Origin of the sequence: Bacteroides ilei (assembly GCF_900128495.1) — a bacterium.
Taxonomy (GTDB): domain Bacteria; phylum Bacteroidota; class Bacteroidia; order Bacteroidales; family Bacteroidaceae; genus Phocaeicola; species Phocaeicola ilei.
The window spans coordinates 881,492-896,217 of sequence record NZ_LT635801.1; the positions used below are offsets into that span (position 1 = coordinate 881,492).

12 protein-coding genes are annotated in these 14,726 nt (G+C 45.9%); 6 read left to right on the forward strand and 6 right to left on the reverse strand.

Features of this window, described 5'->3' with window-relative positions; translation table 11 throughout:
• Window positions 1-2: 2 nt before the first annotated feature.
• From BQ7489_RS03785 to tnpC, 5 genes are all read left to right on the forward strand, one after another.
• Window positions 3-929 (forward strand): M14 family metallopeptidase, encoded by a 927-nt coding sequence (locus BQ7489_RS03785; RefSeq protein WP_072529993.1) that lies wholly within the window; start codon window positions 3-5, stop codon window positions 927-929.
• A gap of 204 nt (window positions 930-1,133) precedes the next feature.
• Complete coding sequence (locus BQ7489_RS03790) at window positions 1,134-2,672, forward strand: alpha-N-arabinofuranosidase (RefSeq protein WP_072529994.1); 1,539 nt, start codon at window positions 1,134-1,136, stop codon at window positions 2,670-2,672.
• A 105-nt stretch (window positions 2,673-2,777) separates the two neighbouring features.
• Window positions 2,778-3,101: an IS66 family insertion sequence element accessory protein TnpA gene (gene tnpA, locus BQ7489_RS03795; RefSeq protein ID WP_022233666.1), complete on the forward strand. Its 324-nt coding sequence runs from the start codon at window positions 2,778-2,780 to the stop codon at window positions 3,099-3,101.
• Window positions 3,094-3,462, forward strand: coding sequence for an IS66 family insertion sequence element accessory protein TnpB (gene tnpB, locus BQ7489_RS03800; protein WP_071149928.1), 369 nt, complete (start codon window positions 3,094-3,096; stop codon window positions 3,460-3,462). The genes tnpA and tnpB overlap by 8 nt, the downstream gene beginning before the upstream one ends.
• A gap of 86 nt (window positions 3,463-3,548) precedes the next feature.
• Window positions 3,549-5,174, forward strand: a complete 1,626-nt coding sequence (gene tnpC / locus BQ7489_RS03805) for an IS66 family transposase (RefSeq protein WP_072529846.1) — start codon at window positions 3,549-3,551, stop codon at window positions 5,172-5,174.
• Between the two features lie 346 nt (window positions 5,175-5,520).
• Here tnpC and mnmA read toward each other — a convergent pair whose 3' ends face one another.
• The 6 genes from mnmA to BQ7489_RS03840 all read right to left on the reverse strand — a co-directional run bounded on the left by mnmA (window position 5,521) and on the right by BQ7489_RS03840 (window position 12,750).
• Window positions 5,521-6,591: a tRNA 2-thiouridine(34) synthase MnmA gene (gene mnmA / locus BQ7489_RS03815; RefSeq protein ID WP_072529996.1), complete on the reverse strand. Its 1,071-nt coding sequence runs from the start codon at window positions 6,589-6,591 to the stop codon at window positions 5,521-5,523.
• Between the two features lie 96 nt (window positions 6,592-6,687).
• Complete coding sequence (locus BQ7489_RS03820; RefSeq protein WP_072529997.1) at window positions 6,688-8,505, reverse strand: YgiQ family radical SAM protein; 1,818 nt, start codon at window positions 8,503-8,505, stop codon at window positions 6,688-6,690.
• Between the two features lie 15 nt (window positions 8,506-8,520).
• Window positions 8,521-8,835 (reverse strand): hypothetical protein, encoded by a 315-nt coding sequence (locus BQ7489_RS03825; RefSeq protein WP_072529998.1) that lies wholly within the window; start codon window positions 8,833-8,835, stop codon window positions 8,521-8,523.
• A 95-nt stretch (window positions 8,836-8,930) separates the two neighbouring features.
• Window positions 8,931-11,810: a golvesin C-terminal-like domain-containing protein gene (locus BQ7489_RS03830; protein ID WP_072529999.1), complete on the reverse strand. Its 2,880-nt coding sequence runs from the start codon at window positions 11,808-11,810 to the stop codon at window positions 8,931-8,933.
• 107 nt (window positions 11,811-11,917) lie between these two features.
• On the reverse strand, window positions 11,918-12,472 hold the full coding sequence (locus BQ7489_RS03835) for a 1-acyl-sn-glycerol-3-phosphate acyltransferase (protein WP_072532010.1): 555 nt from the start codon (window positions 12,470-12,472) through the stop codon (window positions 11,918-11,920).
• An 8-nt stretch (window positions 12,473-12,480) separates the two neighbouring features.
• Window positions 12,481-12,750: a hypothetical protein gene (locus BQ7489_RS03840; RefSeq protein WP_072530000.1), complete on the reverse strand. Its 270-nt coding sequence runs from the start codon at window positions 12,748-12,750 to the stop codon at window positions 12,481-12,483.
• Window positions 12,751-12,956: 206 nt separating this feature from the next.
• On the opposite strand from BQ7489_RS03840, the gene BQ7489_RS03845 reads away from it, so the two are divergent.
• Entirely contained in the window at window positions 12,957-14,600 is a 1,644-nt protein-coding gene (locus BQ7489_RS03845) for a diphosphate--fructose-6-phosphate 1-phosphotransferase (RefSeq protein ID WP_072530001.1), read from the forward strand.
• Window positions 14,601-14,726 lie beyond the last annotated feature (126 nt).

Here is a 14,726-nt window from a genome sequence, read left to right on the forward strand (position 1 = left end):
ATATGAAAAATGAAATTATCTTCAGCATGGAATCTCCTTTCCGTGACACTTTCCGCATTCAGGGATTCCGTTTCGGAGAAGGTGAAAAGAGCCTTGCTCTAGTAGGCGCCATGCGTGGTAACGAGATACAGCAGCAATACATCTGTTCACAGACTGTATGCCGGTTGGCTGCATTGGAGAAAGAAGGCCGACTGGCTCCCGGACATGAAATTCTGGTTGTCCCTTCTGTCAATCCTTTCTCTATGAATATAGAAAAACGTTTCTGGGCCATGGATAATACAGACATAAACCGTATGTTTCCGGGCTATGACCAGGGAGAGACGACCCAGCGTATAGCCGCCGCCCTTTTTGAAGCTATCCAGGGGTATACCTACGGCATCCAGTTGGCCAGTTTCTATATTCCGGGAGATTTTGTGCCTCATGTACGGATTACCCGGACCGGCTATGAAGATGCGTCTGTTGCAACTCTGTTCGGCCTTCCGTTTGTCTGCCTGTACAAACCTTTGCCTTTTGATACGACTTTACTCAATTACAATTGGCAGATCTGGGGGACAAAAGCCTTCTCTATCTATAGCGGGGGGAATGATACGGTGGAAGGAAAAACGGTGACCGACTGTATCCATACGCTTTTCCGTTTTATGCAGCGCACGGGGCTGGTAGACTATACTGACTACGGCAGCCCGGATTATAATTCACGTCTGCTGGATGAGGAAGAGCTGGTCCCGGTGAAAACTCCCGTTTCGGGTATCTTGTATAAGATGAAATACGCTTGCGATGTAGTGAAGAAGGGGGAAGTGATGGCTTCTGTCATCGATCCTTACACCGGTCAGGTCCTTATGGAGATTCAGGCTCCGACCGGCGGAGTAGTCTTTTTTGCACATAACAAGTCGCTGGTATTACAGAATACTGTAGTATATAAGATTGCATAAATGTAGATTATTGCTCCCGATTGTTTCACGTAATCCTGAAATGATCGGGAGCATTTTTACAGAAAACAGTAAAGACGGGTGAAAAACTACCGGTTTTTATCCGAATCTCGGATAAAATTGTTAATTTCGCACTTGAAGTGTTTTTAGAGGTTACATAGTGTATCCCGTAACTTTACAATACTAACCAAACAGAAAAATAAAGAAATGAAAAACACCATTTTGGGATTGGCATTTTTTGCCGCTATGCCGCTTTTTGCTCAGCAAGAAGTTTCGGTTACAGTTCACCCGGACCAGGGAAAGAACATTATCAATAAAGAGATTTATGGTCAGTTTGCAGAACATCTGGGAACCTGTATTTATGGAGGTTTGTGGGTAGGAGAGGACTCGTCTATTCCGAACGTTCAGGGATACCGTACGGATGTACTGGAGGCGTTGAAGAAATTGAAGGTGCCTGTATTGCGCTGGCCGGGAGGCTGTTTTGCCGATGAATATCATTGGCGCGACGGTATCGGTCCCCGTGACAAACGTCCGCGTATGGTCAACAACAATTGGGGAGGTACCGTGGAAGACAACAGCTTCGGTACGCATGAGTTCCTGAACCTCTGTGAACTGCTGGGGTGTGAACCTTATATAAGCGGTAACGTAGGTAGCGGTAGTGTAGAGGAAATGGCTAAATGGGTAGAATACATCACGGCCGAACAGGGCAGCCCGATGGCGAAGCTCCGTAAGGAAAACGGACGTGAAAAACCTTGGAAAGTGAAATACTGGGGGGTAGGAAACGAAAGTTGGGGATGTGGCGGTAGCATGCGTCCGGAATATTATGCCGATCTGTACCGTCGTTATTCCACCTATTGCCGTAATTACGACGGTAATGTGCTCTTCAAGATTGCAAGTGGTGCCAGTGACTATGATTATGACTGGACCGAAGTGTTGATGAAGAATGTAGGACACCGTATGGACGGTATTTCTTTACATTATTATACCGTTACCGGATGGACCGGAAGTAAAGGATCGGCAACTAAGTTTACCGATGATGACTATTACTGGACTATCGGCAAGTGTCTGGAAATTGAAGATGTGCTGAAACGTCATATTGCCATCATGGACAAATATGATCCGGAAAAACAGATCGGTCTGATGGTAGACGAATGGGGAACCTGGTGGGATGAAGAGCCGGGAACCATTAAAGGACACCTGTACCAGCAGAATACATTGCGCGATGCTTTTGTAGCTTCCATGACTCTGGATGTTTTCCACCGTTATACAGACCGTATCAAAATGACGAATATTGCCCAGGTGGTCAATGTGCTCCAGTCCATGATTCTGACCAAGGACGACAAGATGGTGCTGACCCCGACTTATCATGTATTTGAGATGTATAATGTGCATCAGGATGCGACTTATCTGCCTGTCGACCTGAAATGTGAACGGAAGATTGTGCGTGACGACCGTATCGTTCCGGTTGTAAGTGCAACTGTTTCACGTAACAAGGACGGTGTGGTACATGTTTCCATGTCGAATATCGACTTGAAGGAAGAGCAGGAAGTAACGTTGGATCTGGGCGGAATCAAGGCCAAGAGCGTAACAGGAAGAATCCTGACTTCAAAGAATGTTACAGATTATAATTCATTCGAACATCCGGATGTAGTGGTACCGGTTGAATTCAAGGGTGCCAAACTTACTAAGGATGGTTTGAAGATCACTCTTCCGGCCAAATCAATCATTACTCTGGAACTGAAATAAAAGATAGAAGTCTTTTTTCGGTAAGCATTCGAAGAAATGCACCTTTTACATTTTGAGGTTTGGTTGTAGCTTTGCGGCAGTGAATACAATCAAACCTCAATTATTATGAACAGACAAGAATTTGAAGAATTAGAATTGCAGGTGCAACAAAGCGAGCTGCCGTTGAAGTCGTACCTTCAACAGATAGGTGTAAGTTATTCAACCTATCACTACTGGCGTAGAAAATGTTCCGTTGACAGGAGCAGTATCAAACACGAGTTGGCTCCTATCAGTTTTAAACAGGCATTTACGGAGTCTTCCCAAGAAGAACAATTGCCGCATGGTGTTGCGCTGCTGTTTCCCAATGGACTTCGTGCCCACTTCGGGAGCGGTTCTGAAGATTTGCTGAAGGAAATATTTACCCAAAGTCTTCGAAACGGTCATGTTTAACCTGAACGACACGATGCGCTACTTCCTGTGTCCTGGCAGGACAGATATGCGCAAGGGTATCAGTTCGCTATGCGGAGTGGTACATGAGAAAATGAACAGTGAAGTGAGGAACGGTGATGTCTTCATCTTCATCGGTTCCAGCCGCAGGCTAATGAAACTCCTTCATGCCGAAGACGGAGGTATGGTAATGTATGTAAAACGTCTGGAGGCCGGTCGCTTCAAGTTGCCGGAGTATGATCCCAAATCAAACAGCTATCCCATGGAGTGGCGCGATCTGGTGATGATGGTTGAAGGAATACAGGAAAACCCGGAACAGAGGCTCCGGCGGTTAAGAGCCGAACGTAAGGAATACCATGTATAACATGTTTTTATGTGAGTAAACTTTGGATATTGTTGCATAATTCACTGTTAATTAGTATATTTACATCATTAAAAGAAGTATAGACAATGGAAGAAAAAGAAATTTTACTCAAGACGATAGAAGGGCTGAATGCCTCTATAGCCTCATTGTCTACTACTAATAAGAATCAATCCGAACAGATAAAAAATCTGCAGGAACGTATCAAGGAGTTGACGGCTCAGGTCGCATGGCTGAACCGTCAGCTCTTTGGTCGTAAATCGGAGAAACTTCGCGTATATGATCCTAATATGCCAGATCTCTTTGCCGACGAGTTTTCCGGACTCCGGCAGCAGGCGGAAGAAAAGCGGGACGAGGCTGTGGAAAAGATTGAGAAGGAATCGGTGGAAGACGTAAAACGAAATCGTCAGAACCGCAAAATGATAGAGGACTTGCCCGTATTGGAAACCGATACAATAGAACCGAAAGGCGTAGACTTGTCTTTATACCGTAGAATAGGCGAAGAGATAACAAAAGTCGTCAAACACAAGCCGGGAATGCTTTACGTCAAGGTGATCATCCGTCCCAAATATGCTCTCAAGGATAGTACCCTGCTTCCTCCGGCCGGACAGAAAGGCGTAGAGATAGCTCCCATGCCGCTGATGCCGGTCGACAAGTGCATTGCTGACACCAGCCTGCTTGCCGAGATACTGCTTCAGAAGTATGAATATCATGTCCCGTTCTACCGTCAGATACAGCAATACCGCCATCTTGGAATGAAAGGCCTTACCGAAAGTACACTGGACGGCTGGTTCAAGAAAACCGTGGAACTGCTTAAGCCTCTGTATGAAGAACTCAAATGGGAAGTCTTCTCCTGTGACTATGTACAGGCGGATGAAACTACAGTTCCGGTCATTAACAGAGAAAAACACAGAGCCGACAAGGAATATCTCTGGATGGTAAGATCAGTCATGGAGAAACTGGTCATCTTCCATTACGACGGGGGATCACGGGCCGGAGCGGTCATCGAATCCCTGGCAAATCACTATCACTTCAAGGGATATCTTCAATGTGACGGTTTTGCAGGTTATGAAACAGCCTTCAAGACCAACCCCGACGTGCGGCTACTCAACTGCCTGGTGCATATACGCCGTCATTTTGAGCAGGCTTTGGATGAAAACAGGGAGATGGCGCAACATGCACTGACTCAGATACAGCATATCTATAAAATAGAACGCCAGTGTGACGAAGCCGGCCTGTCATATGATGAGCGCAGACAGACGCGTCAGGAACTGTCCAGGCCAATCATGGAGGCAATGAAGGTATGGATGGAGACAGAAGGAATTAAATACAGTCCAAGTTCTTTGACAGGCAAGGCCATAACATATGCCTATACCAAATGGGATAATATTATGAGATGTCTGGACGATGGCCGCCTGTACTGGGACAACAATCTGGCGGAAAATGTCCAACGGCCCATCACTCTGAGCAGAAAAAATTTTCTCTTCTGTGGTAATCACGAAGCTGCGGTTAATATGTCTGTCATATGTTCTCTGCTGGCCACATGTAAGGCGCACGGGGTAAATCCCAGGGTATACCTGAACGATGTTATCGCACAAATGCCTTATCACAAAAAGGCAACCCAAGAAGAACTTTTGAATCTACTTCCACATAAATGGAAGTTGAAACATCCGGAATGTGTACTGACAAGGCAAAAGGAGGAATCTTGTAACTGATATAAATTGTAACATATGGGTTCAACAAAACAATAGCGGCTGATACTATTAGGTTCATAGTGACAGTCGCTATTGTTGTATATAAAGGTTTAATACCTGTAGTTGGCCGAATACTTACTTTTTTCGATGCAGGAGGGCTATATCCGCTTCCGGTTTTTCCGGAGACGGATATAGCCTTTTTTCTTGTCCGGCTGGGGAATGTGGAAAAGGTGCGGTAATTCTTCTCCGGACTTGCTGTTGTTTCCTTTAAAAGATGCTGTTGTCTTGTTTAAAAGATGAAGGTCTTTCAGGCGGAAGTCCAAGGAATTTTTTGAAAAGACCTTCATTTTTCCTGAGATGCGGAAAATCAGGACCGGAATTTTCTGATTTCCCCGCTTCCGATACATAGATGTGCATCCTTATCGTAGATGACTCCGAACTGTCCGGGGGCGATGCCCTGAATCTTGTCCTCGCTTTCGATGTAACATTCACCGTTATGGAACGTGAGTATGCCTGACTGGAATGCGTCGGTATGGCGTATCTTGAAACGGATTTCCTGCTGTATTCCGTCGGTCCACGGGTTTTCGGTTATGAAATGGAAGTCTGTCAGTCGGAATCTGTTTCCGTATTGCTTCTCGGTGTCATAGCCGTGTGAAACATAAAGTATATTTCTTTCCGTATCCTTATCTACTACAAACCATGGTCCTCCGCTCAAGCCCAGTCCTTTCCGTTGCCCGATAGTGTGGAACCAGAATCCTTTATGTGTACCGATTTTCTTGCCGGTTTCCAGTTCGATGACGGCTCCCGGTTTTTCTCCAAGAAAACGGCGTATGAAATCGTTGTAATTGATTTTTCCCAGGAAACAGATACCCTGGCTGTCTTTCCGGCGGGCACTGGGCAGTCTGGCGTCTTCGGCTATTCGGCGTACCTCTTCCTTCATCAGCCGGCCTAACGGGAACATCAGCCTGGAAACCTGCAGATAGTCTATCTGTGCCAGAAAATCGGTCTGGTCCTTTATGGGATCTTTGGCTGTAGCCAGCCAGATTTTCCCGTCCCTATCGCAGGTAGAGGCGTAATGGCCTGTGGCGATCTTGTCGTAGGCATGTCCCACTTTCTGCCCGAAGCATCCGAACTTGATCAGCTTGTTACACATGACGTCGGGGTTCGGTGTGAAGCCGTTTCTGACCTTTTCGACAGTGTATGCCACTACGTTTTCCCAATATTCCTTCTGGAGATCTATGATTTCGAATTTCAGCCCGTATTTCCGAGCGGTAGCTGTGGCCAGTTCGATATCTTCTTCGGCTGTACAGCTCAGTCCGTCGTCGGTATCCATTCCGATGCGGATGTAGAACAGGTCGGGGGTATACCCTTGTTCGCAGAGCAGATGTACGGCGACCGCACTATCCACTCCGCCTGATATTAATGCGGCAATATTCATCTCTTATAAATTTGGGGGCAAATTTACAAACGACTTCCTGACAGAACAATACCCTGAATGGGGTATATTGCATAGTCTGTCTTGTGTCCGATTCCGTTATTTCCTGCCGTACAGCTTTTCGATAAGATCGCCGCGTCCTATCTTCCTGAGTTCGTTGATGATGGCCTTCCGTTCTTCCGGCTTGTACCAGAAAAAGAACATGCGTTGTGCCAGCTTTTCCTTTTGTGTCTTGGCTGAGAATACGGGTTCCAGGGTATAAGGATGTACGCCTGTATACCAGGCTTCGGTAGCTACGGTCATAGGTGTGGGAGTGAAGTCCTGTACTTGTTCCAGATGGAAATCGAGGCGTTTGGTGATGACCGCCAGTTCGGCCATGTCTTCTTCCGTACACCCCGGATGGCTGCTGATAAAGTAAGGGATAATCTGCTGGCGCAGGTTCAGTTCCTTGTTGATGCGGTCGAATATTCTCTTGAATTCATAGAATTGCTCAAAGGGTGGTTTCCGCATGATATAAAGCACTTTGTCGCTGGTATGTTCGGGAGCCACTTTCAACCGTCCGCTTACATGTCGGGCTATGAGTTCACGGGTGTATGCGGCGGTACTCTTGTTGATCTCGGGGTCTTTGCTCTGGTGCAGGAGAAGGTCATAGCGGACACCGCTTCCGATAAAACTTTTCTTGATTCCCGGAAGTGCATCGACAGCATGGTAGATATCAAGGAGCGGCCGGTGGTCGGTGTTGAGGTTCGGGCATACCTTCGGGTGTATGCAGGAAGGACGTTTGCAGCGGCGGCACATCTTTTCATCTCGTCCATGCATCGCATACATATTGGCCGACGGCCCTCCCAGGTCGCTCAGATAACCTTTGAAGTCGGGCATTTCCGTGATGGCTTTCACTTCCTTGAGAATGCTTTCTTTGCTCCGGCTCACAATGAACTTTCCCTGGTGGGCCGAAATGGTGCAGAAAGCACATCCGCCGAAACACCCCCGGTGCAGGTTGACCGAAAATTTGATCATGTCGAATGCAGGGATCCGTTTCCCCTTGTATTTGGGGTGGGGCAGACGGGTATACGGAAGGTCGAACGACATGTCGAGCTCACCCTGTGTCATAGGTGGGTACGGTGGGTTTACGACAATGACCTGATTGCCGGTTTCCTGATAGATGCGCGCCGCTTCATACTTGTTCGACTCCTCTTCAATATGCCGGAAGTTCCGGGCTTGTTTCTGTTTGTCTTTCAGACATTCTTCATGCGAAAAGAGCCGGAGGTCGCTTTCTTCCGGCTGGAACTTGTCCTTATGTACCCGATAGGCTGTCTGTAGTAAGCTGGTGGGTATTCCATCATGTTCCTTGAGGTACCTGCATAGGTCGGTTACCGGTTTTTCCCCCATCCCGTAGATCAGCAGGTCGGCCCCCGATTCGGCCAGGATAGACGGCCTTACCTTATCCTGCCAGTAGTCATAATGGGTCAGCCGGCGCAATGAAGCCTCAATTCCTCCTATGACAACCGGCACGTCAGGAAACAGCTTTTTCAGGATCTGAGTATAAACGATGGTCGGGTATTCCGGACGCATGTCGTGACGTCCGTCGGGGGTATAGGCGTCTTCACTGCGCAACCGTTTGTTGGCCGTATACTTGTTGACCATACTGTCCATGCACCCGGCCGAAATTCCGAAGAACAGACGCGGACGGCCCAGCTTCTTGAAGTCACGCAGGTCATCCCTCCAGTTGGGTTGAGGTACAATGGCCACTTTCAGCCCTTGTGCTTCGAGCATGCGTCCGATAACGGCAGCTCCGAATGAAGGGTGGTCTACATACGCATCTCCACTGAACAGGATAACATCCAGTTCGTCCCATCCTCTTAGTTCTACCTCTTTTTTTGTTGTAGGTAGCCAGTCGGTTAATTTATACTCTTTCAATTCTGTGTCCTGTTTTTATTCAGCTTCTTCTTCTTCTTTTTCGCGTTGCCATTTGATATAGAGCTGTATCAGCTGATAGAGCCCATAGGCTTTCATGTTGTTATGGTATATGACGTCAATACAGAGATCAAGTAAATCTTTACTGTTTTCTTCCATGGAAGCAATCAGTGAGCGGACATTCAGTTTCAGTTTGTCGAGTACAGATTCGTCTACAATCCCGTTACTGTCTATCAGGTGCTGGAACAATGCATATTTCTCTATGGTTTGCAGATGTTCTTCCGAAATTTCCATGGTACGTGTGCCTGAGGCATTTGTTTGTATTGTATACATGACTTGAAGTTTTTAAAGTTTTATACAAGCAAAGTTAGACGTTTTTCTGTAATAACCTCAGAAATTGTCGTTTTTTTGTTGGTCTGGCTCTGGTGTTATTTTTCATTGAAGAAGTTGAGTATGGAACTCATTATATGGTCGCGTTGCCCGGCACCCTGTACCGATTCGAACGGAAACCCCATGACGAACGTCCTGTAATCGTTGCCTTTATAGGCTACGCCGGCACTGTAGCTTCCTTCGGTATAGATAAAGGCCGGGAACGATTCCCGGGTAGGCAGGATACAGTCGGGGGCAGGCACCGCATAGCTTACCTGGTTGGCTCTTCTCGGTATATTGAAGCGGATATTGGTCCCGAAAATTTCTCCGGACTGTGAATTGATCATGCTTCCGCCGTAGGTATATTTCAGAATATTTCGGGTGAAGTTGTCGGTGCCCAGTCTGCTTCCTACGTAGGAGCCACTTACAAGCAGTTTCCCTCCGTTCCGGCAATAGTCGGCCAATGCTGTTTCGGTAGCTGTTCCCAAAGCCTTTTGTTCTGCTCCGAAAATGATATCTACTATGGGATAAGGATTCAGGTCGGCCGATCCGCTTTCCAATGTTTCGTTGCTGCAAGATACGAACGAATAATGGCCTGCGTGCTGGATTGCTTTTCCGTGGACAAACGGATAGTCGAATGTATTACCCATGATTTCCATTCCTTCCAGTTCATTCCCGCTGAATCCCAGACCGTCGGACGTTTCGATTCCAGCCCTTTTCAGGTCGAAGTTCTGCTGGTATCCGCAATATTGGGTAGTGCTGATGTAAGGAAGTCCCGGATCTCTCCAGAGGTCGAATCCCTGCGATTGCATGCCTTCTACGGTAGCAGGGCCGCTTGTCCGATGGAAGGCGTTGATGATCAGTATAGTACCTTGGCTTTTAGGAGCTTTGTAGGCCGACAGAATTTCGGATGGGAAACTTTCCCCACCACGGTTTACGGCCGTTACCTTGAAGCTGTAGACCAGTCCCGGTTCTGCCTGTACCGTGTATCTGTTTCCTTTCACATAAGTTCCGTTGTCGAATCCTCCGTAACCGATCCGTGTGTATACTACATATCCTTGCGGGGCGGATGTGGGTTCCAGCGGATCATTGACGGGTGTCCATGCCAGTTCGAACGTATTTTTCTTCTTGCCTTCCCTGATGGCGAAATGACTCACCGGCAACGGTTGTACGGTGTAGTCGGTATTATGCATGGTTGCCAGGTATTTCAGGACAGATTTATATACCGAACGTCCGACGGTGAACTTGAATTCGGGTTCATATCCCAGTTTCAAGTCGGCAAAATTCTGGTGGGAGAGAGTCTCGAGAATGACCGACGGGACAGCCGGTAGACGGGTCTCGCTGTAGTTCCGGTTCCACATGCTGCGTCGTGTCCATTCGATGCCGAAGCGGGAGGAAATATCTTTCTGAAGTCCTGTAAGCACCATATCCGCCAGATCGCGTGAGGTATATCGGGAGATGCCGCAGTTCAGCTTTCCTCCGTTGTAGTCGGTTGTGTAGATGCCGAGAGAACCTATCAGGCTGTCGCCTGTAAAATAGCCTGCATCACTGTGTACAGCCAGACCTATTTCGAACGGAACCTTCAATCCTTTTTCAGCAGGGTTATATACAGATCCCCCGCTCAGGTAATTGAGAATCAATGAACGTGCGTTTATGTCATCGTTATAATCGTTTTTCCCTTCGCTTTTGCTGTATACATTGTAGGGCATACCGGCCCATTGTCCCCAATAGCGGGCACCTTCCAGGTAGCGGGGAAGTCCGCTTACCTGACCGTTGCGCCGGATATTTCCCATACCCCCTCCGAAACGTACCGCATCGGCACAGACTACACCGTTGTGTGAACTTTCATTGCTGAGAACTACCATGCCGTAATCATTGATTCCTTTATCGAATTCGAAAGTACCTAGGTAGACCCATGTACCCCCACCTATCTGCTGGTTGACCTTGAACTCTGTCACTCCACCTTTATGGAATACCAGATATCTGGCATCCGTAACGCTGTTGGGCATAGTCTGGTAACTGATGTAGACTGCATACTTTCCAGTTTCCGGAATCTCGGGTATCCATTCGGCAAAAGCCTTTTCAGGTTTTGACAATGTTGGGATAAAGCGTGCTGTCCCATCTTTGAACGGGTTGTGGTTATCGATGTATTGCCGGTATTTCTGGGCAAATCCGGGCATGCCGGATGTATTCCATCTGTATTTCTTTTTATAGTTGACTTCCAGATATCGTCCTCCTTGGGTGCATATGTCATTATCTACAATGACTTCATGTTTCTGCCAGTCCCTTTCACGTGGCGTATATACTATTGCTCCGGCATTTTCAAGCATAGGGATCAGATAGGGGATTACAATAGACTGTGTATAAAGGTCTTCTGTTGTACAGAAAAGCCGGGGTCGCTGCCAAAGCCATTCATCCCGGTCGTTCCGGTAAAATTTTCCGTGGCTTTGCCATAAGGCTATGTGGCGTCCTTGCAGTCCGCGGCTGATTTCATATGGTTTTGACATATTGTGGATCCATGGAGCCCCTTTATATTCAATTTTGCCGTAAAGGCGGGTCTTGTCTTTGTCTTTGTCTTTGTTGCGGAAGGCATTCGGTATCAGATTTTCTATGGGTTGGTTATCGGTGTAAAGTACGATATTGTAATAATTGACCGGTCCGGGCAGGATCTGTTTCAATGAACGGTATATGGCCCGGGTATTCTCTTCCGTGAACGGTTGGTAGCCGAATGTACTGTTTGCATAGATTTGCAGAGTCTTTCTGTCGTGGTCGATTGAAAAATGGTCCAACCGGCAACGTCCGATATTTGCATATACAGTCCTGTAATTGCCGAAAAAATCATCCAGACGTTCCTTTATGTTACTTTCCAGACTTTGTGCCTGCAGGTGTAAGGAGGCACATAATAATTCTATATAAAAAAGTAGAAGAGTCTTTTTCATGGTTGAAACTTTCTTTATGTGTTTGCAAAGGTATAAAATAAAATGTCCTGCAACTTGTATTTTCAAGTGCAGGACTATCTTTTTACATACTTTCCAATATACATTGTCTAGATTTCTCCGATATCAAACTTTTCGGGATGTTTTCCTCTGAAATGTTTGAAATACAGCTTTATTTCGGACATATCCTTTTCGATGTCTCCTGTAGGAATCATGTACTTGCTGGCCGATATGCATTTCTTTTCATAGTCTATCCCGATCAGTACGATTGGGATTCCGGCGCCCAATGCCATGTAATAGAAGCCTTTTTTCCAGTTCGGGTTGGGTGAACGTGTTCCTTCTGGGGTGATGGCCACATGGAACTTTTCCATTCTTTTGATTTTCTGTACCATCGAATCCACCATTGATGTACGTTTGTTGCGTTCTACCGGAATTCCTCCCATCCAGCGGAACAGATATCCTATTGGAAAGAAGAACCATTCCTTTTTCATGAGGAAGCCCGACTCACGTCCGATTGCATTGATAAAAAGTTTTCCGATCAGCAGATCCCAGTTGCTGGTATGTGGAGCTGCACAGATGATGTATTTGTCGAAATCCGGAACAGTAACTTCCGATTTCCATCTCAACACCTTATAATATATAAAGCGGCAAATGGATTGTTTGATGTTCATCTTTACCTCAATTCTTCCAGCTGCTTCAAGAAACTTCTTATTTTAGCGCTGAAATCTTCGTGCAGTTTCTTATAGTATGCTTTTGCATTGTTCGGTTCGGTATGGTTGATACGGCAGATAGTGTCAAAATAGGTATCCATGATATCTTGGTATATCTCTGCGTATTTTTTCTGCATTTCACAGGGAGCATCCATGCTTTCCAGAGTACATAATTCGCTGACAATGTTTGTAAGGGCATAGATATGTTTCTTCAATTTTCTTCTATTAGCCATAATTCAATAAGATTTTTAAAGGGTTGATAATTTAATTGTTTGTGTAAAGATAATATCTTTTGATGAAATATACAGAATTTTTATTTGAAAATATGCATTTGTAAGTTAATAAGTATTTTTTTTAAACTTAACTTTTGTATTTCGCAAAAAAGCACGAAATTTGCACTATGCCAAATTTATACCTTTAAACAAAGAAATTAGAAATTATGACAAAAAGTGCATTACAAATCGAAAGAGCTGCTTATCAGCCCAAATTGCCTAAAGCCTTGAAGGGGGCAGTAAAGGTACAGGAAGGAGAACCTACTCATTCTGTTGCTGATATGGAAGAAATCCAGAAGTTATTTCCTAATACTTATGGTATGCCGTCCATCAAGCTGGTTGAAGGAGAAGCTAAGGAATATCCTGTAATCAATGTAGGTGTAATTCTGTCTGGTGGTCAGGCTCCTGGCGGTCACAATGTGATTTCAGGTTTGTTTGACGGATTGAAGAAGTTGAATCCTGCTAACCGTCTTTACGGGTTTATTCTGGGTCCTGGCGGTTTGGTCGATCACAATTATAAAGAACTGACAGCCGATATCATTGATGAATATCGTAATACCGGTGGTTTTGACATTATCGGTTCTGGACGTACAAAACTTGAAAAAGTAGAACAGTTCGAAAAAGGATATGAAATCCTGAAGGAACTCAATATCAAGGCTGTTGTCATTATCGGAGGAGATGATTCCAATACAAACGCCTGTGTATTGGCCGAATACTATGCCGCAAAGAATTACGGTATTCAGGTAATCGGTTGTCCGAAGACCATTGACGGTGACCTGAAAAATGAAATGATTGAAACTTCATTCGGTTTCGATACTGCCTGCAAGACTTATTCTGAAATGATCGGTAACATTGAACGCGACTGTAACTCTTCACGCAAGTATTGGCACTTCATCAAACTGATGGGACGTTCGGCTTCACATATCGCTTTGGAGTGTGCATTCCAGACCCATCCGAACATCTGTTTGATTTCTGAAGAAATTGAATCAAAGAATATGTCTTTGGATGATGTGGTTACATACATTGCCCAGGTTGTTGCCGACCGTGCTGCCGACGGTAATAACTTCGGTACAGTCTTGATTCCGGAAGGTCTGATCGAGTTCATTCCGGCCATCAAGAAGCTGATTGCTGAGTTGAATGACTTCCTGGCAGCTAACGGTGAAGAATTTGCTGCAATTGCTCCGGCAAAACAGCGTGAATACATTATCGGTAAGCTGTCGCCTGAAAATTCTGCCGTTTATGCGTCTTTGCCTGCCGGTGTTGCCCGCCAGTTGACTTTGGACCGTGACCCTCACGGGAATGTACAGGTTTCACTGATCGAGACAGAAAAACTGCTGTCTGAAATGGTTGCAGGTAAATTGGCCGAATGGAAGAAGGAAGGTAAATATGTAGGTAAGTTCGCTGCACAGCATCATTTCTTCGGTTATGAAGGTCGTTGTGCCGCTCCTTCTAACTTTGATGCCGATTATTGTTATTCTCTGGGTTACACTGCCTCTATGCTGATTGCAAACGGTAAGACTGGTTACATGTCATCAGTCCGTAATACTACAGCTCCGGCTGAACAATGGATTGCCGGTGGTATTCCTATTACTGAAATGATGAATATGGAACGTCGTCACGGTGAAATGAAGCCGGTTATCCGTAAGGCTCTGGTTGAGCTTGACGGTGCTCCGTTCAAGGCTTTTGCTGCCGTACGTGACCAGTGGGCCAAGAATACAGATTTTGTATATCCGGGTCCTATCCAGTACTTCGGTCCGTCGGATGTCTGTGACCAGACAACCAAGACCCTGCAGTACGAACAGGCAAAATAAAATAGTAGGGGACCCTTATTGTCCCGTATAGCCGTAATGTCATTTCTGGTAGATACAGTGCTTTGATTTTCAAAGTTTTATCTACTGGAGATGACATTACTATTGATAAAGTATTAAAAGGAACTG